This window comes from Azospirillum sp. BE72 (assembly GCF_031455875.1).
Lineage (GTDB): Bacteria > Pseudomonadota > Alphaproteobacteria > Azospirillales > Azospirillaceae > Azospirillum.
The window spans coordinates 157,822-183,903 of sequence record NZ_JAVDTO010000014.1; the positions used below are offsets into that span (position 1 = coordinate 157,822).

A 26,082-nucleotide genomic window follows, 5' to 3' on the forward strand; every position below is an offset into this window, starting at 1 on the left:
GGTGGGTTCTCCGGCAAGGGGCAGGCCTTCACGAAAGGCTGGAAACCGGCCGCTCAGGCGATGCGGCGCAGGCGGTAGGAGCGGCCGCTGGGCGGGCGGGCGCCATATTCGAGGTTCGCGTGTTCGCGGGCGTTGACCATCGACAGCACCGCCCCGCTGACCCGTCCGCCGACCTGCCGGACCTGCTTGATGCCGGCGCCGGCGAGGCTGGAGGCGGTGCGCGCCCAGCGCACGACATAGAGGATGCGGTCGGCCAGCGGCGCCAGGATCAGCGCGTCGGACACCGACAGCACCGGCGGCGTGTCGAGCACGATCACGTCGTAGCGTTCGGACAGTTCGACCAGCAGCGACAGCATCGCTTGGGAACCGAGGAGGGTCTGCGGCCGGTCCACCGGCCGGCCGGCGGCGATCACCGCCACCCGGCGGCGCTCGTCCAGATGCACCACCTGATCCAGCGTGGCGTCGCCGTCCAGCAGGTCGGTCAGGCCCTTGGGCGGCCGGCCGTTGCCCAGCAGGCGGTGGACGTTGGGCCGGCGGGTGTCGCAATCGACCACCACCACGCGGCGGCCGGCTTCGGCCAGGAAGGCGGACAGCGCCACCGCCATCGTCGTCTTGCCCTCGCCCGCGACGGAAGAGGTCAGCATGATGACCTCGCCGCCCTTGGCGGTGGCCGTTTCGGCACCGGTGCGGACCAGCCGCAGCCGGGCGCAGAGCCGCCAGACCGCTTCGGCGAAATCGCCGCTGCCGGTCTCCGCATAGGGGTCGCGGGCGGCCTCGCGGGTGGAGTTTGCGCCGCGTCCCCGCTTGGCCCGGCCCAGCAGCGGCACGATGCCGACCGCCGGCAGGCCCAGCAGGGCCTCCACCTGATGGGAGCTGTAGACGCCGCGCTGGCCCATGGTGCGCACCAGTGCGATGCCGGTGGCGATGGCGCCGCAGACGACCGCGGCCAGCCCGGCCAGCACCGTCTTGCCCGGCCCGACCGGACCCGTCGGCACTGAGGACGATGACACGATGCGCACGTCCGGCGTCATCTCCAGCGCCTGGAGCACCTGTGTCTCCTTCAGGCGGTTGACGGCGCGGCGGTAATTGTCGTCGGAGGCATCGGCCTGCCGCTGCAGTTCGCGCAGACGGACGTCGGCCTGGAGGGTGTCGAAGGATTCGGTGCGCAGGCCTTCCAGCCGCCGGCTGAGGTCCTGGATTCTGGCGACCTGCTGCTCCACCTCGCCGCGCAGGCCGCGGACCACGCGGTCGACTTCGGTGGCGAGCGACGCGTTCAGGTCGCGCAGTTCGGCGGCCGGACGGGTCAGCGCCGGATGACGGTCGCCATATTGGGCGCGCAACTCCGCCAGTTGGGCGCTGAGCGCCGCCTGGCGCTGGCGCAGGCCGGTGATCAGCGGATCGCCGCCGATGTCGGCGCCGACCAGCGATTCCGGGTTGCCGGGGCGAACGGCCTGCAACTGGCGCAGCCGGGCCTGGGCGTTGGCGTGGGCGGACCGCGCCTCCGCCAGTTGGGCGTTGAGGGCCGACATCTCCTCGTTCACCAGCGGGGCGTCGCGGCCCTTCACCATGCCGGTTTCCGACCGCATCGCGTCGACCGCGGCGCGGCCGGTGGCGGTCATGTCCTGGCGCAGTTCGTCCAGCCGGCTCTGCAGCCATTCGCTGGCGCGCTGGGTGGCGTTGCGCTTCGCCTCCACCTGGATGGCGATATAGGCGTCGGCCACCGCATTGGCGGCGCGGGCGGCCAACTGCGGGTCTTTGGCCTCCACCGTGATGCGGATCGCGCGCGACTGCACGCCGGGGCTGACCCGCAGGTTCTTCTGGAAGGCGTCGATCAGGCGGGCGCTTTCCACCTCGGCCGCGTCGCCGGTGGGGGCGGCGGGGCGGGGCGGTGGCGTCAGCATGGCGGACAGCGGCTCCGGCAGGGCGCCGGCCACGTCGATCAGCAGGGCGCGGCCGTCCTCCAGCAGCGGGGTGAGCGGGCCGGGCTTGTCGGCGGTCGCCGCATACTCCGGTTCCTGCCCGAGGTTCAGCGCCTCCACCACCCGGCGGGCGAGATCGCGGGACCGCAGGATCTCGACCTCGGTGTTGACGGTGTCCTGATAGATGCCCATCGGCTCCGACACCGAGGGGATGTTGATGACCCGGTTCGGGTGCGGGTCGATCACCACCACGGTGGAGGCGCTGTAGAGCGGCGTCATGGAGTTGATCAGAAGAACCGCCGGCAGCCATAGGACCGCGGTGATGCCCAGGATCAGCCATTTCTGGCGCCAGAGGGTCTGAGCCAGCCGCTTGACGTCGACCTTGTCGGCGCCCGAACCGACCGGCGGTGCGACCAGACCGGAGGCGAAACCGGCCGCGCCGGATGGCAGGCGGTGTTCCGGTGCTTCCATGGGCTGAACTCCTCTATCTCGACTGACTGTGCGCGGGAAAGACCGATGGGTGGGACGGGCGGCGGCTCAGCCGACCTCGGCCGGGTCCTTTGCGGTTTTGGCGGATGCGGCGTTGGATGCGGCAGCGTTGGATGCGGCGATGTCGTGCGCGGCTCCGGACGTGCCGGACGGCTGGACGGGCGGCGGAACCTGTCTGGGATGTCCGGCGGCCCGCTCTCCCGTCTTCGCCTCCGCCTCCGCCAGGATGCGGGCGTAGCGGGCGACGGTGTTGGGCGTGACGTTGACCAGCTTGCCGGTCCCGCCGCCCCCGGCGACGAGCTGGGCGACCTGGAACAGCGCGCGGCCCTTCTCCAGAACCTCGCCGGGCAGCATCCACAGGATGGAATCGATGTTGGACGCCAGCCATCCCGGCTTGCCGCCGCGAGTCAGCCGGCGTTCGGCAGAGCGGACCTGGGCGGTGTTGCGGATGGTGTAGAAGGGCGACCAGCCGTCCCAGTCGCCGGCGGTGAAGGGCAGGGCGACGAAGTCGCCGTCCACCAGGGCCGGCACGGCGCTGCCGAAACCGGCCTTGGTCCACATGTAGTCGAAGCCGGCGGACCGCACGGCGGCGGCGATGTCGGGCCGGACCGGGCCGGGACGGGCGTCGTCGTAGGGTCGCCACGCCTCGTAGAAGCGGTCGAGCCGGTAGCGGCGCAGCGCGTTGCCGATCATCCGCCGGGCGTCCAGCGCCGGGGCGGCGGTTCGGGGAGCGGTGGGCGCGCTGCGCGGCGCGGCGGCTCCGGTCTCGGCATTCTCCGCACTGGAGGCCGGCGTTTCCGACGGGCGGGGGCGGGGGGAGATGCGCAGGACCGGGCGGCCTTCCTCCCAATGCAGGCGCGGCGTGCTGCCGGGCACCAGGGGGGAGTCGACCAGCGGCCACCAGCCCCGCGGCATCAGGCCGGACGGCAGCATGGTCGCCACCTCTGCCCGCGCATCGGCCAGCAGGCGGGCGAGTTCTTCGGCCTGCATTTCGCCTTCGGCGCAGACGCCGCGGCCGGTGCTGCCCAGCAGAAGCTCCACCCGGCCCAGCACGCCGCCGCGCTCCTCAGGCACCGCCAGCAGGGCGAGGTCGGCGGGGCTGGACTGGGTCAGGCTGTCGACCGTGACCACGAGGCCGCAGCGCAGGCCGGTCGCCGCCACCAGATCGAGGATGCGCGGGATGCAGTGAAGCTCGCGGATCATGCCCGACCACAGCACCAGCGTGGTCAGCACCCGCCCTTCCGCCGCCCAACGGCGCAGCGTGGCGTCGTCGGGCTCGTAATCGGTGAAAGGCTGCGGCGGCTCCGGGATGCGCAGCGGCACCGCGGCGGCGCTGGCGAAGGGCGGGTCGGGATCGACGATCTGAAGACCGCGACCGAGCCGGCCCAGCGCGAAGAAGTCGTGGTCGTCGAACTGCCGGCCATAGACCGGGTCGGCCCCGGCGCGGATCAGGTCCGCCGCGCGGTCGATCACGTCGGTCTGCGGCCGGCCGTAGAGCGGCAGCAGGCGCTTGGCCGCCGCCAGCGGCAGCTGCGCCGCGATCAGGTCCGGGTCGCCCAGCAGGGTGCCGCGTCCCCAATCAGCATGGCGGTGGGCGAGGCCGGCGCTGAAGCTGGCATAGCTTTCGCCGGCCACCTTGCCTTCCACGGCGTCGAGGCCGCCGGGGAAGTGGCGGGCGCGCACCGGGTCGACGCAGAGGCCGACGAAGCGACGTGCGCCCAAGGCCTCCAGCCGCTCGCGCAGGCCCGCGTCGGCGCTGGCGTCGATGCCCAGGCGCGGTTCGGCCAGTAGGCGCGGGTAAAGGAAGGGTGCGGCGACGATGCCGAGCGGGGTCTGCGGCGCCATGTCCAGCACCGCGACCTCGGCGGGCAGCGGCTGCTCCAGCAGGCGGAAGGCGGCCTCGTAGAGGGCGGCGGGGTCGGTGCTGCGCAGGGCGCATTCGCCGCCGGCCTCCACCACCGGCCATAGCGGCGAGGCGGGATCGCCCAGCGCCACGACGCGGTAGCGGGTGGTCAGCCACAGCGCGTGATCCAGGTGCCGCCCGCCGGCCATCAGGCTGCCGGTGCCGGTCGCCTCGGTGCGGTTGCCGTCCTCCCAGCCGCCGAAATGGCGGCCGCTGCGGCGCCCGTCGTAATAGAGGTCGAAGGCCCAGCCGGCGCGGTCCGCTGCGGCGGCCAGCACCGGCGCCATGGCGACGCGGTGCGGGTCGCCGCCATGGGCGAGGAAGAGGAGCAGGGGCGGTTTCGTCACGATGCGCGTCCCTCCGGCCCGTTGCCGCCGCGCTTGCACCACCACAGGTGCCATTTCGCCACACCCGGCGGTCCGAAATGATCGGTCTTTTGCAGGGTCAGGCCGGTGGCGGCGATGGCCTTGCGCATCTCCGGCGCCCAGTGGTGGCGCACCAGCGCCTTCCATTCCGGCAGGACGCCGTGGCAGCGCATGGTCGCCAGCAGCCGGTCCGGCCGCCAGCGGTAGTAGCGGGGATAGGCGATCACCCACAGCGGGTTGGCGTTGGTGGTGTCGCAGGCGATGCGTCCGCCGGGCTTGACCACCCGCTTCAGTTCGCGCACGCCGGCCTCAAGGTCCGGCAGGTGGCAGAGCAGGTCCATGGCGATGACGAGGTCGAAGCTGTCGTCGGGGAAGGGCAGCTTGCGGGCGTCGGCCTGCTGCACCGCCAGGGCAGGGAACCGCTCCTTCGCCTCGGCCAGCATCTCGTGCGAGATGTCGACCAGGGTCACGTCGTGGCGCTCGGCGAAGGGGCCGGTGATGCGGCCATAGCCGCCGCCGACGTCGAGGATGCGCATCCGCGGCGCCCGCTCCAGCTCCGCCGCCACCGCTCGCCGTTTCTCGTCATAGATGCGGTAGAAGGGGGTGGTCGGGTGATCGGGGCGGAAATGGCGGCGGTAGCCGTTGTTGTAGATGCCGGAGTTGGCTGCCTGCGTGCGCTCCGCCTTGGCATGCTCCAGCAGGGCGGCGACCTGTGCGGCCACCGTGTCCACATCGAAGACCTTGGCGCGCTCCAGCCCGGCATCGGCCGCCGCCTTCAGGCCGGCGGGGTCGGCCAGCCGGGCGATCAGCATGTCGCGCAGCGGGGCCGCTTCGCCCGGCGGGACCAGCCAGCCGGAGCGGCCGTTCTCGATGATCTCGGGGAAGCCGCCGCAGTCGCTGGCCACCACCGGCACGCCCAGCGCCATCGCCTCCACCACGACGAAGCCGAAGCTCTCCCATAGCGACGGCACGACGGCCAGTTCCGCCCGCGCCACCACGGCCAGCGCGTCTTCGCGCGGCAGGGCGCCGGTGAAGTGAACGCGGTCGGCGACCGGGGCCACGTCGCGGCGGAACTGGTCGATGACGGCGGCGCTCGCCGGGTCCTCGCCGCCCACCATCACCAGATGCAGGTCGGGGTTGGCGGCCAGCACGGCGGGGACGGCGCGGCCGAGGGCGGCGATGCCCTTGCGCCCTTCCAGGCGGCCGAAGAAGGCGATGAAGCGCCCCGGCAGGGGAATGGGCGGCTGGCCGGCCCCGGCGGCCTTCACCGCGGCGAGGTCGATGCTGTTGGGGATGACTTGGATCAGCTCCGGCGCGATGTGCCAGTAGTCGGCGACCCGGCGGGCGATGGCGCGGGTGGAGGCGTAGATCGCGGCGCTGCGCTTGGTCTGGTCGCGCTCCAGCGCGTTCAGCAGGTGGGTGTGCGGGCCCCAGCTGCCGGTGTTGGTGTCCACCACCAGGCCGGTCGGGGTGGCGAGCCGCGTCACCACCGGGATGGTGCTGAAACGGGTGAGCCACCAGGCGTCGGCATCGAACTCCGCCGCATGGACCACGTCGGGATTGAAGGAGCGCACGGCGTCGGCCAGACGGCGGTTGGTGCGGAAGCGGTCAAGCATCGGCTGAATCCGCGGGCCGGGATCGACGCGCTGGACCGTCACCCCGTCCTCGATCGCGGTGCCCGCCGCCGGACCGCCTGCCTTCCACGGCGTCACCACCTGCACCGCATGGCCCAGCCGGGTCAGTGCGCGCGCCATCGTGTGGGTGTGGGTGGCGATACCGCCGAGCTTTTCGCCGGGCGGATATTCGGGCGTCAAGAGCGACAGTCGCATTGTGGGTTTCCTCAAATTCCGGGTTCAGGCTTTTCGCCGGGTTGTTTGCCGGCCGGGCTATTTGCCAGTTGGCCCGGCCGCGGTGGCGGCGGCCGGCGGCGGCTTGTTCAGCAGGTGGCGTGGCAGCGAGGCGAGCAGTGCCGGGTCCGGCAGGAAGGCCCGCCAGGGCAGGCCGGTGGCCCGCCGGTAGAGCGCTGCCGCGGCGACGAACACCAGCGCATAGGCGACGGTGGACACGATCGCCGCCGCCAGGATCCCGCCGTTGCGCAGGAACAGCAGCAGGCCGCCCACCGTGACCGCCATGCCCAGCAGGTTGGCCAGGGTGGCGGTGAAGGGCCGGTTCTCGGCATAGAGGCCGTTCAGCAGGATCGACGCCGCGGCATAGAGCACCGCGCCCGGCAGCAGCAGCCGCAGCGGCAGCGCGCTGTCGGCAAAGGAGGGGCCGTAGACCAGCCCGATGGCGATGTCGGCGAACAGGAACAGCCCGCCCCCCAGCACCCCGCCGACGGCGAAGGTCGCCTGCAGGCTGTTCAGGACCAGATCGCGTCCCGACCGGCCGCGCCGGGTGGCCGCCGGCATCACCACGGTGGCGAGCGCGCTCGACAGGTTGACGATCAGCCAGGACAGGCTGGTCGCCAGCGCATAGAGACCGACCTGCGCCGCCGGCAGGAAGGCCGGGATGATCAGCAGGTCCAGCCGCTGGGTGATGACGCCCCCCACCACGTCGCCGTGGGTGCGCATCGCGTACCAGGCGGTGCTGCGGCCGAGCGCAAGGTCGGGCCGGCCGAGGCCGTGGCGCCGCAGCAGGAGCAGCAGGGCCGCGACCAGCACCAGCGTGCTCATCGCCGCCTGGGCGATCACCGCGGTCTCGACCGTGAACAGGCCGATGGCCCACAGCACGGCATAGGAGACGGCGACCCCAGCCGGCTGGAGGAAGTTCAGCGCGTTGAAGCTGCGGAAATCCTGGTCGCCGAGGACCAGCCCCATCGTCAGTTCCGACAGCAGAGCCAGCGCGATCATCGGCAGATAGAGGCGGGCCAGCTCCAGCGTCTCAGCCGGCTGGGCCGCCAGCAGGGTCGGCAGCAGCAGGTAGCCCGCCAGCACCGCCGCCGCAGCGACCGGCAGCAGCATCAGCGTCCAGGTGGTCAGCAGCCGCCCGCCGGCCGACGGGTCACGGGACAGCGCATAGGTCACCGCCTTGCCGCAGCCCATGCCGAACAGCCAGCCCAGCAACTGCGCCGTGGTGAGCACCGCGGTCAGCGCCCCCCGGCCGTCCGGTCCCAGCGTGCGGGCGACCAGGACGCCCGTCAGCAGGCCCAGTCCCATCGTGGCGGCGGTGACGAGAATGGTGGCGACGCCATCCCGCGCAAAGCTGCGCCGGGCCGGTTCTGCCGCCGCAGACTGACCGGTGGAACCATTTTGCATTACGCTCTCACCCCCGTTGGTGTCCCCTGAAGCGTCGGTCCCGCGTCATCCCGGCGGCGTCGCGGCTCTTGTCCGGGATTTGGCGCCGGCCCCTCCCCAGAGGCTGCGGCGATGGGCACATGCGGTGGACGGTTCATCCCTTTCGGTGGCCCGGAAGTTCAGTCAAGGAACCGGTCACGCCGGGTCCTGCGCGAACATTGCTGGCATAGCCAACAAAAAATCCGCTGATCTCGAATATTTTCTCGTGAAGAAACAAACTCTCTCCGACAGCGTTATTCAGTCTTGAGCGGGTTTGTTCTTTCGCATTTGCACACCGAACGGTAATAGGAGACCGCGGCGATGGTCAACGCCGCTTTCGGAACTGTTCTTCCAACACACCGCAAGGGTATTTTTTATTGGGCGTTCGTTGGGGATTTACCGGAGTCCCGACGTATCTTTCGGATCTCGATTATCGATGACACCAATTTCAAAGCGGAGGGATTACCCCGGACCTGCGCCTGCTGCGCACAGCCGGTGAAGCAAGCGCGCCGCCGCGCTCCGCCCCAGGGGTTGGGAGGGCGGTGAAATGGAACCTTCGATCCATGTCCGAAGTGCCGATGGGCAGTAACGAGCGGACGCTCAGTCCGCGTCGGTCAGCCGGGGGTTCATCACGGGAGCCATCCTGGCGGCGGTGGACCCGCGCACGATGCAGGTGCCGCCAAGGACGAGGCGGCGGCTGGGGCGGTCCGGCGCCTCCAGCCGTTCGAACAGCAGGGCCATGGCGGACCGGCCGATGTCCTGCACCGGCTGCTCGATCACGGTCAGGCCGGGGCCGACCAGTTCGGTCCAGGGTTCGTTGTCGAAGCCGGCGACCGCGAGCCCGTCCGGGATCGACAGGCCGAGGCGCCGGGCGGCCTTCACCACGCCCATCAGGAACAGGCTGTTGCTGACGACGAAGGCTTCCGGCCGGTCTGATTCGGCCATCCAGTCAACCACCGCCTCCTCCGCCGCGTCCGCATAGGGGGCGAGGAAACGCGCGGCGGGGGTCAGGCCGCGGGCGGCCATGGCGGCGCGATAGCCGTCGTGACGCTCCTGGCCGGTGGTGCTGGTGTTGCCGAACAGGCCGGCGATGCGGCGATAGCCCTGGGCATGCAGATGCTCGACCAGCATCGCCGCGGCGCGCGGATTGTCGAGCACCACCGCGTCGTGCCGCCCGGTCGGCGCGTTGCGGTCGATCAGCACGACGGGGAAATCCAGGTCGAGCCCGTCGAGCCGGTCCAGCGTGCTGCGGGTGGGGGCGAAGATCAGGCCGGTGATCCGCTCCTCCTGCATCAGGCGGAGGTACAGCTCCTCGCGCTCCGGGTTCTCGTCGCTGTTGCACAGGATGACGCGCATGCCGGCGCGGTAGGCCGCATCCTCCACCGCGCGGCTGACGGCGGTGAAGAAGGGGTTGCGGATGTCCGACACCACCAGCCCGATGGTCTGCGAATGCTGGGAGCGCAGCCGCCGCGCCGACAGGTTGGGGCGGTAGCCGGTGGCGCGCACCGCGTCTTCTACCCGCTTGCGCAGCGCTTCGCTGACCGGGCCGTTGCCGAGCACGCGCGACACGGTGGCGACCGATACCCCGGCGGCCAGGGCCACATCCTTGATGCTGGCGGTTTTTCCCGAGACGCTCATGTGCAGACCGATCGTGTGGCGGATGCCCCCGAATGAGGGGGCAACCTTAGCGGCGCCGGCTGGTGATGACCAGAGCGCGGCAAGTTTTGGCGAGCTTACTGAAAACGTTTCCAGTGCCTTCGACTGAACATCCCCCATTTTCGTGCGGCTGACAAGCCGCTCATCCGGAAAAGTCTATATGCTGCAACGCAACAAGCGTTGACAGCCGGACTGTAATCGTTTTCACTCGCTCTCAAGAGACCACACAAGAACATGCGGAGGAGACGGTCGCCATGGCCACCGACACGCACCCCCTTAGCCTTCCCCCGGATCTGGTCCGCCTGGGCGCCGCCCCGGCCGGGAAGGAGGCGGCGATCCGCGAGGCGGCGCAGCTTCTGATCGCCGCGGGCTGCATCGATCCCGCCTATGCCGACAGCATGATCCGGCGGGAGACGGTGGCGAACACCTTCCTCGGCCATGGCGTCGCCATCCCGCACGGCATGGTGGACGATCGCAATCTGGTCCGCCGCAACGGCATCGCCATCCTGCAGGTGCCGGACGGCGTGGTCTGGAACGAGGGGCAAACGGCCCGGCTGGTCGTGGCGATCGCCGCGCAGTCCGATGCCCACATCGCCATCCTGCGCCGCCTGACCCGCCTGATGCAGGACGAGCAGCGGCTGGGCGCGCTGTTCACCACCACCGATCCGGCCGATCTGGTCGCAGCATTGTCGGACGAGTCCGCGATGCCTGCCGCTCCCGCGTCGGAGGCGGGCGACCTCGCCGAGACCTTCGAGTGGGTGGTCGATTACCCGACCGGTCTGCATGCCCGCCCCGCCGCCACCTGGGTGGAGACCGCCCGCGCCGCCGCCGGCCGCGTCCGCATCCGCCATGGCGGCGAGGTGGCCGACGGCAAGACGCTGGTTGCCCTGCTGCAACTGGGCCTGCGGCCCGGCGACCGCATCACCGTCTCCGCCGACGGCCCGGATGCGCGCGCGGTGCTGAACCGCCTGCGCGCGACCATCACGGGCCTGAGCGCGCGCGAGAAAGCGGACGCCGCCGCCGCGGCGCGCAAGGCGAAGGCGGTGGTGCAGGGCTGGACCCCGCCGGCCGCGACAGGGCGCGAGATGCCCGTGGTCGCCGGCATCGGCGCCAGCCCCGGCCTTGCCATCGGTCCGGTGCATGTCATGCCGAAGGCCGATTTGACCGTGCCCGACCGCCCGGCCCCGCTGCTGGAGGGCGGCAACCGCCTGCACGAGGCGCTGAACCTGACCCGCCAGCAGTTGAAGGCGCTGGCCGACGACACCGCCCGCCGCCTTGGGCCTGCCGAGGCCGGGATTTTCGCGGCACAGGCGGAGCTGCTGAACGACACCGACCTGATCACGCTGGCCTGCCAGCTGATGGTGGAGGGGCACGGCCCCGGCTGGTCGTGGAACGAGGCGGTGGAACGCAGCGCTGCGACGCTGGCCGCCAACCCCAACCCGGTGTTGGCCGCCCGCGCCGCCGACCTGCGCGACGTCGGCCGCCGGGTGCTGACCCGCATCGACCCCGACCTGCGCGGCGGCTCGATCCGCGACCTGCCGGACAGCTCCTGCATCCTGATCGCCGACGACCTGTCGCCGTCCGACACCGCGGCGCTCGACATGGGCCGCGTCATCGGGCTGGCGACGGCGCAGGGCGGCCCGACCTCCCACACCGCGATCCTGGCGCGCACTCTGGGCCTGCCGGCGATGGTGGCGGGCGGCGCTGCGGTGACCGGGCTTGCCAACGGCACCACAGCCATCCTCGACGGCCAGTCCGGCCGCCTGTACCTGGACCCGTCGGAAGCCGACCTCGCCGCCGCCCATGGCTGGATCGAGGAGCAACGCGTCAGGAAGACCCAGCAGGAGGAGCGGCGCGGCCTGCCCGCCCGCACCCGTGACGGCCACACGGTGGAGATCGGCGCCAACGTCAACCGGCCCGATCAGGTGGCCATGGCCCTGTCCCAGGGTGCCGAGGGCGTCGGCCTGATGCGCACCGAGTTCCTGTTCCTGGAGCGCGGCGACGCCCCCAGCGAGGAGGAGCAGTACGAGACCTACCGCGCCATGCTGGAGGCGCTGGACGGCCGTCCGCTGATCGTCCGCGCGCTCGACATCGGCGGCGACAAGCAGGTGCCGCACCTGCATCTGCCGCATGAGGAGAACCCCTTCCTCGGCGTGCGCGGCGCCCGCCTGCTTCTGCGTCATCCGGAATTGCTGGAACCGCAGCTGCGCGCCCTCTACCGCGCTGCCAAGCACGCCCGCGAGGGCGCGCTGCTGATCATGTTTCCGATGATCACCACCCTGCGCGAGATCGAGACCCTGCGCGCCGTCTGCGACCGCATCCGGGCGGAGCTGGACGCGCCGGCGGTGCCGCTGGGCATCATGGTGGAGGTGCCGGCCGCGGCGATCCAGGCCGACGTGCTCGCCCGCCATGTCGATTTCTTCTCCATCGGCACCAACGACCTGACGCAGTACGCGCTGGCCATCGACCGCCAGCATCCCGAACTGGCGGCGGAGGCCGACAGCCTGCATCCGTCGGTGCTGCGCCTGATCCGCATGACGGTGGACGGGGCCGAGAAGCATGGCCGCTGGGTCGGCGTCTGCGGCGGCATCGCCGGCGACCCGTTCGGTGCCGCCCTGCTGGCGGGGCTGGGTGTGCGCGAGCTGTCGATGACCCCGCGCGACATCCCCGGCGTCAAGGACCGGCTGCGCGACAGCGACCTTGCCGGTCTGCAGGATCTCGCCCGGCGCGCGCTGGACTGCGAATCCTCCGACGAGGTGCGGGCGCTGGAGGGAGGTGCGTCATGACGAAACCCGTCGTCACCGTCACGCTGAATCCGGCCATCGACCAGACCATCACGGTGGAGGCGCTGAAGCCCGGCAGCGTTCACCGGGCCAAGGCGGTGCGCCACAACGCCGGCGGCAAGGGCGTGAACGTCGCCAGCTGCCTTGCCGACTGGGGAACGCCGGTGATCGCCACCGGCCTGCTGGGCAGCGGAAACTCTGCGCCGTTCGAGGCGATGTTCCAGGCCAAGGGCATCGCCGACGCCTTCCTGCGGCTGCCGGGAGAGACGCGCGTCAACATCAAGATCGCCGATCTCGCGGCAAACGACACCACCGACATCAACCTGCCGGGCCTGAGCGCCGATGCCGGCGCTCTCGGCCGGGTGCGCGAGACGGTGCTGGGACTGCTGGAGCCGGGGACGCCGGTCCTGCTGGCCGGCAGCCTGCCCGACGGATTGCCGGCCGACGCCTATGCCGGGCTGACCGCCGATTTCACGGCGGCCGGCGCCCGCGTGGTGCTGGACAGCAGCGGGGCGCCGTTGACGGCGGCGCTGGCGTCCACCGGTGCGCTGCCCCACTGCATCAAGCCGAACCGCCACGAGCTGGAGGATTGGGCCGGGCGGGCGCTGCCGACCGACGCGGACCTGCTGGAGGCGGCGCGCGGCCTGCAGCGGCGCGGCGTGGCGGTGGTGGTGGTCTCGCTGGGGGCGGACGGCGCGCTGTTCGTCAGCGGCGAGCGCGCGCTGCACGGGCGTCTGCCGCCGGTGACGGCGCTGAGCACCGTCGGGGCAGGCGACGCGATGGTTGCCGGGCTGATCGCCGCCTTCCAGATGAATGGCGGACTGGAGGATGTGGCGCGCCTGTCGGTGGCCTTCGCCGCCGCCAAGCTGGGCTGTTTCGGCCCGAATCTGCCCGATCCGGCGACGGTGCGGTCGCTGGCCGCACAGGTGGCGCTGACGTCGCCCGATTGATTTCTGCCGCCGGATGGCATTGGACGAAACTCAACACAGTGGACTCAACACAGTGACAGGGGCGGGATCGAACCCGCCAGGAGGAAACGATGGCGAACCTGTTGGCCGTGATCGCGGCGGGCGATCTCACCACCCAGGCCGTTCTGGCGGCCGAAGCCCTGCGCAAGGCCGCGGCCTCGCTGGGCCATGGCATCCAGGTGGAGATCCGCACCAGCCTCGGCATCCAGTCCCCGCTCGACCCCGCGGCGCCGTCCAAGGCTGATGGCGTCATCCTGGTCGGCAGCGGCGACCTCGACGAGGGGCGTTTCGCCGCGCTGAAGCGCAGCGCCGCCTCGCTCGACGAGGTGCTGGCCGGCCCGGCGGCGGTGCTGGAACGGGCGCTGGGCGCCGCGTCTGCGGCGGTGTCCGCCGCGGGACCGCGCCGGATCGTCGCCATCACCTCCTGCCCGACCGGCATCGCCCACACCTTCATGGCGGCGGAGGGCATCCAGCAGGCGGCCACTGCGCTGGGCCATAAGGTCCGGGTGGAGACGCAGGGGTCCGTCGGGGCGCGCGACACGCTGACCGACGAGGAGATCCGCGACGCCGACATCGTCCTGATCGCCGCCGATACCCAGATCGACCTGTCCCGCTTCGCCGGCAAGCGCGTGTTCCTGAGCGGCACCAAGCCCGCCATCAACGACGGCAAGGCGCTGGTCACCCGTGCCCTGGCCGAGGCCAAGTTGCATGGCGCCCCCGGCGGTGCGGCGGGCGGGGCCGTTCCGCTGGCCGATGCGGTCGCCGCCGGCAAGGCGGAGCGGTCGGGCCAGCGCACCGGCCCCTACAAGCACCTGATGACCGGCGTGTCCTTCATGCTGCCCTTCGTGGTGACGGGCGGCCTGCTGATCGCGCTGGCCTTCGCGCTGGGCGGCATCTACGTCTATGAGGAATCCAACGCCGGGACGCTGGGCTATGCCCTGTTCCAGATCGGCGCCAAGGGGGCCTTCGCCCTGATGGTTCCGGCGCTGGCCGGCTACATCGCCTATTCCATCGCCGACCGGCCCGGCATTGCCCCCGGCATGGTGGGCGGCATCCTGGCCGGCAGCATCGGCGCCGGCTTCCTGGGCGGCATCGTCGCCGGTTTCATCGCCGGCTACGGCACCGCCTTCCTCAACCGGCACATCAAGCTGCACCGCAATCTGGAAGGCTTGAAGCCGGTTCTGATCCTGCCGCTGCTGGGCTCGCTGCTGACCGGCCTGCTGATGATCTACGTCGTCGGCACCCCCGTCGCCGAAGCCCTGGCCTGGATGAGCGCCTGGCTGAAGGGCATGCAGGGAAGCAGCGCCATCCTGCTTGGCCTGCTGATCGGCGCGATGATGGCCTTCGACATGGGCGGTCCGGTCAACAAGGCAGCCTATGCCTTTTCCACCGGCCTGATCGCGTCCCAGGTCTACACCCCGATGGCCGCCGCCATGGCCGCCGGCATGGTCCCGCCGCTGGGGCTGGCGCTGGCCACCAAGCTGTTCGCCGACCGCTTCACCGCCGAAGAGCGCGAGGCCGGCAATGCCGCCGCCGTTCTGGGCATCGCCTTCATCACCGAGGGTGCAATCCCCTTCGCCGCCCGCGACCCGCTGCGCGTCATTCCGGCGCTGATGATCGGCGCCTCGCTGACCGGTGCCATCTCCATGGTGATCGGGGCGGAGCTGAAGGTTCCCCATGGCGGCATCTTCGTGCTGCCCATCCCGAACGCGGTCACGCATCTGCTGGGCTATGTCGTCGCCCTGGTGGTCGGCACAATCGTGACGGCCGTGGCGCTGCGCGTGTTGAAGAAGCCGGTTGCCGCCGTGGCTGCGCCGAAGCCGGCGGTGCAGAGCGCGGGCGCCCATGCCTGACCCCGGCCCTTTCTGACCGTTTCCTCTCGGGCGTCCTCCCGAAGCCTTGCCCCTCTCCGCCCCGCGCGGGGAGGGGCTTTCTTTTCCGGTAAGAATCCGCGCCAGCTTTCGCCGCGCCGTCCGTGAGACCCGTCACGACATCGCCCGGAGTGACGACCCATGCTCGACGAAAAACCCGATGTGATGCTGGGCAACATGCTGCTGCACGTGAACCTGCTGGCCCTCGGCACGTTGATGACCAAGATGATGGCGGAGCTGTTCCGCAAGGACGGGGACCCGGCCGGAAAGGCGGACGAATGGCTGCGCCTGTTCGAGGCCACCGCCGCCCAGATGACCTTCGCCGGCGAGACGGCGGAATGGAGCGACCTGACCGCGCAGGAGTTCCGCGACGTCCTGATGCAGCACATCCACCGTGCCCGCGCCATGGCCTTGGGGGAGGAATGCGACCCGACCGCCTATCTGCGCCATCACGGCTGACGCCGGTGGAAAGGTTCAGGTCACGGACAAAAGGAAAGCCGGCCTCTTAAGAAAAGTTGCATGCCCGCGCAGGAGTTCATCCCCGGTCCCGTACCAACGAACAGACGCGGCCCGAATGCCGCGGGACAAGTTCATTGACGGAACGGCGACGACCATGGACGGGAACGCGACACGGCGTACCGACAGCTTGCTGCGTCTTGCGGTCCAGCACCACAATGCCGGACGGATGGAGCGGGCGGAGCGGTTTTACCGCGAAATCCTGCGGATCGACCCGTGGCACGGCGATGCCGCCCATCTGCTCGGCCATATCGTCTTCCAGGACGGGCGCCGGACCGACGCCACCCGGCTGTTCGACACGGCGGCCCGGTCCAACACGCTGGTCGGCTCCTACCATCTGGCGCTGGGACAGGCGCTGATGGAGGAGGGGCGGGTGGACGCGGCGCTCGCCAGCGCCCGCCGCGCCCTGATCCTCAACCCCGACGATGCCGACGTGCTGTGCCTGCTGGGGTCCATCCTGGGAAGGCAGGGGCGGCCGGCGCCGGCACTCCTCTGCTACCGCACCGCCGCGCGGCTGGTGCCGGGTGCCGCCGAACCGCGGCTGGGCATGGGCCGGGCGCTGGAGGATCTGCGGCAGGCCACCGCCGCACTCGGCTGCTACCGGCTGGCGGCACGGATCAGGCCGCAGGACGCCGCCATCCGCATCACGCTGGCGAACGCGCTGCGCCGCTGGGGCCAACTGGCCGAGGCGGCATCCGCCTATCAGGAGACCCTGCGGCTGGGCGTCGACAACGCCTCGGTCTGGGCCAATCTCGGCGCCACCCTGCAGGGGCTGGGCAAGCTTTCCGATGCGGAAGCCGCTTATGTCCAGGCTCTGCGGCGCCAGCCCGACCATGCCGAGACCCGCAACAACTTGGGCCTGCTGCTGCATGCGCAGGGCCGCCACACCGACGCGCGGGAGAGATTCCGCGCCGCTCTGGCGCTCGATCCCGGCCATCTGCCGGCGCTGGTCAATCTCGGGCTTACGGAAGCAGCGCTCGGCCGCTCCGACCGTGCCGAGCATTGCCATCGCCGCGCCATCGCCCGCGAACCCCGGCAGGCCGAGGCATGGAACAATCTCGGCAACGCCTGCAAGGCGCAGGGACGCCGTGACGAGGCGGAGGCGTGCTGGAAACGCGCATTGGCGCTGAATCCCGTCTTCGCCGACGCGCTTGGCAATCTCGGCGCGAACCTATCGGACGCGGAGGATTTCGCGGCGGCGGTGGTGAAGGTGCGCCGCGCCATCCGGCTGCTGCCGGGGCATGCGCCGCTGCACGCCGTGCTGGCCTACGCGCTGAACGGCGCGCAGCGGATCGCGGAGGCCGGGGCCGCCTGCCGCCATGCGCTGGCGCTGGCGCCGTCGCTGGCCGACCCGCTCTGCACCCTGGGACTGGCGGAGCAGCGGCAGGGACGTGCCGATGCCGGCCGCTGGTTCGGGCGTGCGGTCGCCGCCTCGCCCGGCCATGCCCTGGCCCGCTTCAACCGCGGGCTGCTGTCGTTGGAGCGCGGGGCGCTGAGCGACGGCTGGGCCGACTATGCCTTCCGCTTCAAGGCCGGGCGGGTGCGTCCTGAGCGGCGCTTCACCATCCCGGAATGGACCGGCCAGCCGCTGGCCGGCAAGCGCCTGTTCGTCTGGCGCGAGCAGGGGGTGGGGGACGAGTTCCTGTTCGCATCCTGCTATCCCGACCTGATCAAGCTGGCGGGCACCGTGGTGATCGAATGCGAGCGGCGGCTGGTGCCGCTGTTCGCCCGCTCCTTCCCCAAGGCCACCGTGCGCGCCGAGCAGCCGTCCTGCGGGCTGGTGGAGGCGGAGACGGTCGACTGCGACTATCACATCCCGGCCGGCTCGGTCCCGCGCCTGCTGCGCGAACAGCTGTCCGCCTTCCCGGCCCGGTCCTGCTGGCTGTTCGCCGACGGCGGCCGCGTTGCCGATTGGCGGGAACGGCTGGACGGCGTCGGCGACGACCTGCGCGTCGGCATCAGCTGGCGCAGCCAGGTGATGACCGCCGACCGCCGCGGCGCCTATCTGCCGCTGGATGCCTGGGGTCCGGTCTTCGCCGTTTCCGGCGTCACCTTCGTCAACCTGCAGTATGACGACTGCCGGCGCGAAATCCTGGAGGCGGAAGGCCGCTTCGGACAGCCGATCTATGGCTGGACCGGGCTGGATCTGCGCGACGATTTCGAAGAGACGGCGGCCCTGGTCTCGGCGCTGGACCTCGTCATCGCGCCCGCGAACTCCGTGGCGGAACTTGCCGGTGCGCTGGGGGTGCCGGTCTGGCGCTTCGGTCATCGCGACTGGACGCAGCTCGGCACCGCAGGGCGGCCCTGGTATCCGTCGATGCGCCTGTTCCAGCCGCTGGCCGGCCAGCGGCTGGAACAGGCGATGGAGCGCATCGCGGCGGAACTGCGGCGGGTGGCGGGCGGCTGACCCGGCGCGGGAAAGCTACATCAGCCGCGTCGGCTGATCGCCATCCTCGTCGAAGCCGCGTTCCGATGGCGGCAGGCGGAAGGCGGCGGCGAAGATGCGGTCGGCGAGGCCGGGCGGGGGACGATCCTCAGACCGGCCGAGCGCCAGTTCCACCGTCACCATCTCGTCCAGCATCGCCTGCGCCTTGACCGAACGCAGAAGAAGGCGCCGCGCGTCCCGGGCCGCATCGGCTGGCCAGAGGGCGAGGTCGCCTCCGTGGCGATCGAGCCGATCGCGAAACTCCTCATCCGTCATCGAAGGAATCCCTGGCCGCCTGCGCACTGGCGCGCAGCAGCAGCCGGAGCTGCTGGCGCGCGCGTTTCAAAAGGGATTCTACAGCACCTATGCTGATTTGCATAACGCTCGCGATGTCGGCGTTGCTCAAATTCTCGTAATAAAACAACGTCACGGCGGCGCGCTGCTGCGGCGTCAGCTTGTTCTGGGCGTCCAGAAGGCGGGCGGCGACCTGCCGGCGGTGGATGGTGCTTACTGCATCGGGAGCGCCATCCGACGGCTCCGCCACCGCATCCAGATCCTGGCCGACCGGCCGGCGCTTGTGGTCGATGCAGCGGTTCACCACCACCCGGTAGAGCCAGGTGGTGAAACGGGCGCCGCCGTCGTCGGTCCATTGGGCGCGGCGCTGCCAGACCTGCAGGAATGCATCCTGCACGACGTCCTCCGCCTCCGCCTCGTTGCCGGTCAGGCGGCGGGCCAGCGCATAGGTGCGCTTCAGGTGGCGGTGGACCAGTCGCCGGTAAGCCGTCTGGCTGCCGGACCGGATCTGCGCCATCAGCGCCTCGTCCGGCTCCTCGTCAAGGGGAATGATGGCGCCGGCGGCGGTCCCCCGCGTCACCTCGCCGGGCATGACCGGTCCGTGAGTGGCCAATCCGGAATCGGCCAATCCGGGATTGGGGCGCCCGCAGTCGTCCGGCCGGCGCCTGGCATCAAGCCGAGAGTCCGCCATGAGCATGATCCATCGTTCTCCCGACGACGGATGCATGCGGCCCTTTGGCCGGGGCACCGACGACAGTGGATGGCCCGCCGCGTTCTGCGGCGATGGCCTGCCAGGCCTTCAGCATGAAGGATGTCTGGCTGATCAGTGACTCGCAGGCCGCAACCGGATCCTTCCGGCTGGCGGCGGCCCCCGCCTGTGCGATCAGCCGGCGGTAGAACCGCCGGAGCGTCCAGGCGACATCCTCATATTTGTCGAAAATTAGAATTGAATCAAGGCCTGCGAACACCATCACGGCGCGCTGGATGGCCGCATGATGGTCGTCGAAACGGCGCGCCGCGGCGGCGTCGCGGGCGGCGTGCAGATGGATCATCGCCCGCTCGTAGAGCCGCACCACGGCGACCAGCGGCGGCACCGTGCTGTTGGCGACGGCATAGGCGTTCAGGGCTTTCGAATAAGCGGAGTTGCGCATGGCGCCGGATCCTCGTTATGGGGAAGAGCCTTGCTTTCGGGGAAAGCTGGGGCGGGCGGAGCCGAAGCCGCTCAGCTGTCGTCGTCTTCGCTGTAGGTCAGCTGCTTCAGCAGCAGCGCCGCGGTTTCGGCGGCGGCCTCCAGCCGGGCGTAATAGGCGGTCAGCGTGGTGCGGTAGGTTTCCGCCTTGGTGCGGATGTCGTCTGACCGGCTCTGCAGCGTCGTGTCCCGGGCTTCCAGGTCGTCGATGGCAGTCGCAAGGTCGCTGTCGTAGTCGGCGGCGGCCGCATCGATGGCGCCGTACAGCTTGTCCGCCAGGCCTTGCGAGAAGTCGACGCCGACGCTGCCGCTGCTGCCGGTATAGACCAGCACGATGCCCTCATAGGCGGTGCCTTCGGCGCCGATGATGCGGTTGCCGCTGACGGTGAACAGGCTGCTGTCGCCATCGACCGAGGCGGAGGTCAGCGTCCCGTCCTCGCCCCGGACGATGTCGAGCGTGAAGGACTGCGACGACTGCGCGGTTTCGTAGCGCAGCAGGGACAGCTGGCTCGACGACGACGTCATGGTGAGGCCGAGCAGTTGCTGCACGGCGTCGATGTCGCTGGTGAGGATGCTGTTCAGCGTGTCCTCGTCCAGTTCCAGATTGTTGGAGCTGTCGAAGGTGATGCCGAGCGAGGCCAGGGACAGCACGGTCCCGTCGTCGGTGGTGATCGAGGTGTTCAGCGCGCTCGACACCGACTGCGTGATCTGGCGCAGCAGGCTGTCGGCGAACAGTGTCGCGTCCTCGCTCGCCTCCCCGCCCGAGGTGGTCGATTGCTGGGTGAGCACGAACTCGCGGTAGGCGTTGTAGGCATCCACGAAATCGGTGATCGCGGTCTTGATCGACGAGAGGTCGGTCGAGATCTCCATGGAGATCGCCGTATCGGGACTGGCGCTGTAGAGGTTCAGCGTCACGCCTTCGATGGCGTCGTCGATGGTGTTGGAACTGCGGGTGACGGTGACGCCGTCGATCTCGACGATCGCGTCCTGCACCGCCACCAGTTCGTTCCTGATCGCGCCGTCGCTGTCGACGAGGCCGAGGGAGGACAGCACCCCGTCGCCGCCGTCGGTCAGCGTGATCTCCTCGCCGGTGTTGTTGGCGGTCAGGATCAGCCGGTAGCTGCTGTCGCTGACCTGCACGATGCTGGCGGCGACCCCGCTGGTCGACGTCCGCGTGTTGATGGCGTCGCGCAGGTCGGTCAGGCTGTCGTCGCTGTCCATCGAGATTGTCACGGCGGCGCCGTCCGCCGCCTGCAGCGTGAAGCTGCCGGAATAGCCCAGCGCGTCGGTCTTGCTGCCGGTGTTGTCGGCGGCGATCTTGTGTTTGGTGGCGATCTGCTGCACCACCACCGAATAGGTCCCGACCTCGGTACCGTCGTCCACCGTGGCGCTGAACACGTCGTCGTCGCCGATATAGGCGGCGCGCTGGCTGAACAGGTTGCTGGAGGCACCGGTCGACGTGCTGCGGTTGCGCAGACCGTCCAGCGACCCGTTCACCGTCTGCAGAAGATCCTGCAGGTCCGTGTAGGCCGTGATCTTCGCCTCGTCTGCGGTGATCTTGGCGTCGATCCGATCGGCCTTCACCAGTCGCGCATTGACCTTCGCCTCGATCAGCAGGGAATAGTCGATGCCCGTGCCGGAATCGGTGGAGGTCAGCGCCGAATAGCCGGTGCTGGCGGTGGTCGTGCTGGTGGTGCTGGTTGTCGAACTGACTGTGGTCATGGCGGTGGTGATCCCCCCGACGCGTCACCGTCGCCGGCCGGCGGCGCTCTGCGCGTGTATGAAGCCGTGCCGAGTGCGCCGGACCGGCGACCGCCGAAACGTCGGCGAACCGTCAGCGGAGAAGGGAGAGCAGGTTTTCCGGCATCGAGTTCGCCTGCGACAGGACGGCGATGGCCGCCTGGGTCAGCACCTTTTCCGAGGCGAGCTGCGACTGCTGGGCCGCCACGTCGACGTCCATGATCGCGGATTGCGCCGCTTCGGTGTTCTCGATGGTGGTGTCGATCATGTCGCTGCGGAACTCGAAGCGCGAGATCAGCGCACCGACATCGGCGCGGGCGTCCGACAGGGTGGTCACCGCGGTGTCGAGCGCCGTCAGCGCGGCGGCCGCGGTCGCCGAGGTGGTGACGTCGAGCGCGTTGATGGCAAGGCCGGTGGTGGTCACGTTGCCGATGGTCACGGTGATGTTGTCGGTGTCGGTGGTGCCGACGCGGAAGTTCACGCCCGACGCCCACTGCTCGGTGCCGTCGAGCAGCGATTCGTCGTTGAACCGGGTGCCCGACGCGATACCGTCGATTTCGTCCTGCAGCTGCTGGAACTCGGCATCCAGATAGGCGCGTTCGTTGTCGGTGACCGAACCGGAGAGCGACTGCGTCGCCAGCGAGCGCATGCGCTGCACGATGTCGGAGATGCTGGACATGCCGCCGTCGGCGGTCTGCAGGATCGACGAGCCGTGCGAGGCGTTGGTGGCGGCCTGGTTCAGCACGGTGATGTCCGACTGCAGCGAGGTGCCGACGGCGAGGCCGGCCGCGTCGTCCGACGCCTTGGTGATGCGCGAGCCGCTGGCGATCTTCGACACCGAATCCGACTGGTTGTCGGAATTGATGTTGAGATAGCGAAGCGCCGAATTGGATGCCGTGTTGGTCGTGATGACGGGCATGATCTGGTCTCCTGATCGAACCGGGGCCGTTTCGGCGACCCACACCGGGACTCACGGGGGACGCGGCGGAAACTGGCGGGGTTTTTCGAGTGGGGTAGAACTTTTTTGCGGACGCCTTCGCGGCGGTCACAGGTAGTCGGACAGGCTGTTCTCTTCGAGGATCTTCATCAGGCTCATGGTGGCTTCCAGCGAGGCCTGGAGCTGCGACAGCCTGGTGGTGGATTCGGCCAGATCGATGCTGCGGATGTCGTCGACCTGGGTTTGCAGCACCAGCTGCTCGTCCACATGGCGGTCGATGGTGTTCTCCAGCGACGCGCTGGCGGCGCCCAGCTTGGCCTGGACGATGGTCAGGCCGTCGGTCGCGTCGGATGCCAGCGTCGTCGCTTCGGCCAGCAGGTCCTCGTCCACCGGATCGGTCGACATGTTGGCGATCAGGCTGAAGGCGCGCAGGGCCTTCTCGAAGGCCGGATCGTCGGCGGTCACCCCGTAGGACAGAACGAAATCGTCGGCCGCCTGGAAATGCGCGACCGTGGAATCGCCCTGGTAATAGCCGGTGTCGGCGCTCGACGGGTAGGTCTGGGCGGCATAGCCGTCGAGATCGACCGCTGTCCGGTCGGTGCGCCCGCCGGCGAACAGGGAGCGTCCGTCCTGCCGGGTGTTCATCAGGCCGGCGAGTTCCTCCATCAGCTGGCCGGCTTCCGCCACCACGCCTTCGACCCCGGCGGCATTGTCGCCCATGAGGCCGGTGATCAGCGCGCTGAGGCGGGAGGTCAGGTCGGTCATGCCGCCGACCGCGTCGTACATCGACTGGATGCGGCCGTTCACGACCTCGCCCTCGTCGATGTATTGTTCCAGGCGGCGGTAATGGCTTTCCAGATTGACCAGCCGGCCGCTGTCGGTGGCGATGCCCTTGTAATCGGTGGAGTTCAGGCCCGACGCCGACCGGATCTGTTCGGCCGCCACCTTGGCCTCGGCCTTCAGCATGTATTGGACGAGCGTGTTCTGATGGTTGTAGGTCGCGACCCGTTCCATCGCGGTCTCCTTTACTGAACCATGTCCAGCGCCGTGTCGAACATCTCCTGCAGCGTCTTCATGACCGCGGCTGCGGCCTCGTAGGCGGATTGCAGGGTGGAGATCGCAGCCGTCTCCTCGTCGACGTTGACGCCGCTCCGGGACGAAAAGGTCGTCTCCAGGCTGCTGGTGTAGGTTTCCTGGCTCTCCAGGGCACTGGCCGCCGTGTCGGCGAGCGTGGCGGCACCCTGGATGACGGCGCCGGCATAGCCGGCGAAGGTGGTGCTGCGGGCGCTCAAGCCCCCGGCGGCATCGAAGGAGCGGCTGGTCGAGAAGGCCGCCGACAGCGCGCCGGCGACCGACCCCTCGCCGCTGGTCAGCACCGTGTCGCCGGCGGTCAGTCCGCTGGCGGAGGACAGGGCGCCGGTGGCGAGCAGGCTGCTGTCGTCGGCGATGCGCGTCGCCACCTTGACGTCGGAGGCGCCGGTTCCGGTCAGCAGGTCGTTCAGGCCGTAGGCGTCGGAGAAGGAGCCCGTCGTCCCGTCATTGGCGTCGTCGCCGAGCGCGATGCCGGTGCCGGCACTGTCGGCGGAGATCACCAGCTTGCCGTCGGCGGAGATCGAGGCGGAGGCGTTGCTCATCGTGTTGATGACGTCCACCACGTCCTGCAGCGTCGGCATGGTCGACAGGTCGATGTCCAGAATCTCGGCAGCCGTGCCGCTGCTGTCGGTGACGGCGACGCGCAGGGTCCCGCCGGTCACCGTCAGCGCGTCGCTGGCCGACACGGTTTCGGTTCCCGTCAGCGTCTGTGGCGCGGGGTAGGAGGTGCCCTGGTTCTGGATGCCGTTCAGGGTGTCGATCAGCGAGGTCGCCAGCTCGTCCAACGCCGCCTGCTGGGCGGGCAGGTCGGTGTCGCGCAGTTGCACCAGCGCGCCCAGCGTGCCGCCCAGCGAGGAACCGGTGATGTCCGCGCCGTTCAGCATGATGCCGTTGAAGCCGCTGCCGCCGCTGCTGCTGTAGGTCGTGCCGGCGCTCACCGAGGAGGCCGGCGTGTAGGACAGCTCGTGCACCGTGCTGTCGAGCAGCGACTTGCCGGAATTGGTGGAGATGCGCATCAGCCCGCTGTCGTCGACCCGATAGGTGACGTCCAGGTTCGAGGCGAGGCTCTTCAGCGCGGTGTTGCGCTGGTCCTCCAGGTCGGTGACGTTCTGGCCCAGCGCCTTGCCCTTGACGATCTGGTCGTTCAGGTCGTCGATGCTGTGCAGCGTCTCGTTGACGGTGTCGACGGTGGTGGCGATCTCGTCGTCGGCCTGGGCGCGCAGTGACTGGATGGAGGAGGAGGTGCTGCGCAGCGTCTCCGCCAGATCGGATAGGTCCTGCACGGTGGCGGACTTGGCGCTCCCGCTTTCCGGGGAGGTGGCGAGCGTGCCCAGCGTGTCGGCCAGCGCGTCGATCATCGACCCGATGTCGGTGCCGGTGCTCTCCTCGTCCGCCGTCACACTGCCCAAGGCCGACTGCATCCGGTCGAGATAGCCGTCGCGCGTCTCGGCATAGCCGAGGTCCGACTGCGCCGAAACGATGGTCTTCAGCAGGTAACGGTCGACATTGCTGGAGACGGAGGTCACATCGACGCTGGAAACGCCGGTCGCGGTGTCGCGGGTGACGGTGGAGGACGTCTTGCGGGTGTAGCCCTCGGTATCGGCATTCGCGACGTTGGAGGAGGCGACGGCCAGCCCGACCTCGGACGTGCGCAGTGCCGATGTGGCGATGGAACCGGCGACGCGAAGCGACATGGCGCGGCCTCCCTCTCCTTCGTTGCGGTGTCAGACCGTTACGCCGACGGCGTGGCCGGTGGTGCGCATCGCCACCCGCGCGCCGTACCGCGCACCGGGACCGCAGGCGACGCCGTAGACGCCGGCCGGCGCGGTCGAGGCGGCGCGCAGGGCGGCGCCGATGGCGTTCTGGCGGGCACGGTGGACCTTGATCTGGGCCTCCATCACCCGCATGCGGGCGGCCAGCGCCGGCAGCACCTGTTCGGCGGCGGCCTTGGCGGCCCCGCGTACGGCCGGGGCGACGCGCTTGCTGCGCGCCTGGGCCAGCGCGTCGGCCAGCCGGTCCTTCCACGCCATCAGCAGGGTCTGCATGTCGCCCGCCGCCAGCAGCGCGTCGCGCGGCCGGCCTTCGCGCACCGCCGCCTCCGCTCGCGCCGCAGTGCGGTCCAGTTCGGCGACGAAGCCCTCCAGAACCTCCACCGCATCGACGCGCAGGAAGATCGTCGGGGTGTCCGGAACGGTGGATGCGGAGGGCGCCGCGGCCTTCGTCAGCTTGGGCTTGGATGCTTCGGATTTCGGGGGAGCGGGCTTGCGCAGGGTTTGCTTGAGCGCCATGGCGTAGGCTCCGGGGTGTGGATGTCAGGTTCCACGGCGGGTGAGGGAAAAGCTGGCGCGGAATTTTTGGGGCGAATGTCGGCGCCGAGTGCCCCCACCAAACCTCACGACCACTCACCGTCGCGCCGCCATCGCCTTGCCATAGGCGCTGACTGCCGCATTGGCGACCCGGCCACGGTGGATGCGGGCGGCGAGCGCTCGCTTCTCGGTGCCCAGCCGGTCGATCAATGCGATCAGGTCGTCGGCCAGCGCCAGACGCTCGGCGCGCGTGCTGGCGCGTGCCAGCAGCGACTGCGCCTGCACCACCAGCCGCCGGTGTTCCAGCAGCAGGCTTTCGGTGCGGGCGAACCCTTCGTCCGGTCCGGCGGCCATGGC

At 70.1% G+C, this 26,082-nt stretch carries 19 protein-coding genes; 5 read left to right on the forward strand and 14 right to left on the reverse strand.

What is annotated here, in order from left to right:
* Positions 1 to 53: 53 nt before the first annotated feature.
* The 5 genes from J2Y49_RS25390 to J2Y49_RS25410 form a co-directional block, all read right to left on the reverse strand.
* Entirely contained in the window at positions 54 to 2,390 is a 2,337-nt protein-coding gene (locus tag J2Y49_RS25390; protein ID WP_310117931.1) for a Wzz/FepE/Etk N-terminal domain-containing protein, read from the reverse strand.
* A 66-nt stretch (positions 2,391 to 2,456) separates the two neighbouring features.
* Positions 2,457 to 4,658: a hypothetical protein gene (locus J2Y49_RS25395; protein WP_310117933.1), complete on the reverse strand. Its 2,202-nt coding sequence runs from the start codon at positions 4,656 to 4,658 to the stop codon at positions 2,457 to 2,459.
* Positions 4,655 to 6,505: a glycosyltransferase gene (locus tag J2Y49_RS25400; RefSeq protein WP_310117935.1), complete on the reverse strand. Its 1,851-nt coding sequence runs from the start codon at positions 6,503 to 6,505 to the stop codon at positions 4,655 to 4,657. Before J2Y49_RS25400 ends, J2Y49_RS25395 begins: the two co-directional genes overlap by 4 nt.
* Positions 6,506 to 6,562: 57 nt before the next feature.
* Positions 6,563 to 7,930, reverse strand: coding sequence for an oligosaccharide flippase family protein (locus tag J2Y49_RS25405; protein WP_310117936.1), 1,368 nt, complete (start codon positions 7,928 to 7,930; stop codon positions 6,563 to 6,565).
* Positions 7,931 to 8,548: 618 nt separating this feature from the next.
* Entirely contained in the window at positions 8,549 to 9,586 is a 1,038-nt protein-coding gene (locus J2Y49_RS25410) for a LacI family DNA-binding transcriptional regulator (protein WP_310117938.1), read from the reverse strand.
* A 272-nt stretch (positions 9,587 to 9,858) separates the two neighbouring features.
* Between J2Y49_RS25410 and ptsP the strand changes: the two genes are divergently transcribed.
* The 5 genes from ptsP to J2Y49_RS25435 all read left to right on the forward strand — a co-directional run bounded on the left by ptsP (position 9,859) and on the right by J2Y49_RS25435 (position 18,149).
* Positions 9,859 to 12,390, forward strand: a complete 2,532-nt coding sequence (gene ptsP, locus J2Y49_RS25415) for a phosphoenolpyruvate--protein phosphotransferase (RefSeq protein WP_310117939.1) — start codon at positions 9,859 to 9,861, stop codon at positions 12,388 to 12,390.
* Positions 12,387 to 13,337: a 1-phosphofructokinase gene (pfkB, locus tag J2Y49_RS25420; RefSeq protein ID WP_310117940.1), complete on the forward strand. Its 951-nt coding sequence runs from the start codon at positions 12,387 to 12,389 to the stop codon at positions 13,335 to 13,337. The genes ptsP and pfkB overlap by 4 nt, the downstream gene beginning before the upstream one ends.
* An 89-nt stretch (positions 13,338 to 13,426) precedes the next feature.
* Positions 13,427 to 15,208: a fructose-specific PTS transporter subunit EIIC gene (locus J2Y49_RS25425; protein ID WP_310117941.1), complete on the forward strand. Its 1,782-nt coding sequence runs from the start codon at positions 13,427 to 13,429 to the stop codon at positions 15,206 to 15,208.
* A gap of 159 nt (positions 15,209 to 15,367) precedes the next feature.
* The gene (locus J2Y49_RS25430; protein ID WP_310117944.1) at positions 15,368 to 15,685 is read left to right on the forward strand and encodes a hypothetical protein; all 318 of its coding nucleotides are present in this window, start codon (positions 15,368 to 15,370) and stop codon (positions 15,683 to 15,685) included.
* A gap of 115 nt (positions 15,686 to 15,800) precedes the next feature.
* The gene (locus tag J2Y49_RS25435) at positions 15,801 to 18,149 is read left to right on the forward strand and encodes a tetratricopeptide repeat protein (RefSeq protein ID WP_310117946.1); all 2,349 of its coding nucleotides are present in this window, start codon (positions 15,801 to 15,803) and stop codon (positions 18,147 to 18,149) included.
* Positions 18,150 to 18,164: 15 nt separating this feature from the next.
* Here the strand turns inward: J2Y49_RS25435 and J2Y49_RS25440 are convergent, their stop codons facing one another.
* The 9 genes from J2Y49_RS25440 to J2Y49_RS25480 form a co-directional block, all read right to left on the reverse strand.
* Positions 18,165 to 18,443: a hypothetical protein gene (locus J2Y49_RS25440; RefSeq protein WP_310117948.1), complete on the reverse strand. Its 279-nt coding sequence runs from the start codon at positions 18,441 to 18,443 to the stop codon at positions 18,165 to 18,167.
* Positions 18,433 to 19,053 (reverse strand): RNA polymerase sigma factor, encoded by a 621-nt coding sequence (locus J2Y49_RS25445; RefSeq protein ID WP_310117950.1) that lies wholly within the window; start codon positions 19,051 to 19,053, stop codon positions 18,433 to 18,435. Before J2Y49_RS25445 ends, J2Y49_RS25440 begins: the two co-directional genes overlap by 11 nt.
* Positions 19,054 to 19,132: 79 nt before the next feature.
* The gene (locus J2Y49_RS25450; protein WP_310117952.1) at positions 19,133 to 19,612 is read right to left on the reverse strand and encodes a flagellar export chaperone FliS; all 480 of its coding nucleotides are present in this window, start codon (positions 19,610 to 19,612) and stop codon (positions 19,133 to 19,135) included.
* A 71-nt stretch (positions 19,613 to 19,683) separates the two neighbouring features.
* A complete protein-coding gene (gene fliD, locus J2Y49_RS25455) occupies positions 19,684 to 21,372 on the reverse strand; it encodes a flagellar filament capping protein FliD (protein ID WP_310117953.1) in 1,689 nt (562 codons plus the stop codon).
* A gap of 112 nt (positions 21,373 to 21,484) precedes the next feature.
* On the reverse strand, positions 21,485 to 22,309 hold the full coding sequence (locus tag J2Y49_RS25460) for a flagellin (protein WP_310117956.1): 825 nt from the start codon (positions 22,307 to 22,309) through the stop codon (positions 21,485 to 21,487).
* Positions 22,310 to 22,435: 126 nt separating this feature from the next.
* The gene (locus J2Y49_RS25465; RefSeq protein ID WP_310117959.1) at positions 22,436 to 23,341 is read right to left on the reverse strand and encodes a flagellin; all 906 of its coding nucleotides are present in this window, start codon (positions 23,339 to 23,341) and stop codon (positions 22,436 to 22,438) included.
* 11 nt (positions 23,342 to 23,352) lie between these two features.
* Complete coding sequence (flgK, locus tag J2Y49_RS25470; RefSeq protein WP_310117961.1) at positions 23,353 to 25,113, reverse strand: flagellar hook-associated protein FlgK; 1,761 nt, start codon at positions 25,111 to 25,113, stop codon at positions 23,353 to 23,355.
* Positions 25,114 to 25,143: 30 nt separating this feature from the next.
* On the reverse strand, positions 25,144 to 25,707 hold the full coding sequence (locus tag J2Y49_RS25475) for a hypothetical protein (RefSeq protein ID WP_310117962.1): 564 nt from the start codon (positions 25,705 to 25,707) through the stop codon (positions 25,144 to 25,146).
* Positions 25,708 to 25,821: 114 nt separating this feature from the next.
* Positions 25,822 to 26,079 carry a hypothetical protein gene (locus J2Y49_RS25480; RefSeq protein ID WP_310117963.1) on the reverse strand — a complete coding sequence of 86 codons (258 nt, stop codon included), beginning with the start codon at positions 26,077 to 26,079 and terminating at the stop codon, positions 25,822 to 25,824.
* Between the last annotated feature and the right edge of the window lie 3 nt (positions 26,080 to 26,082).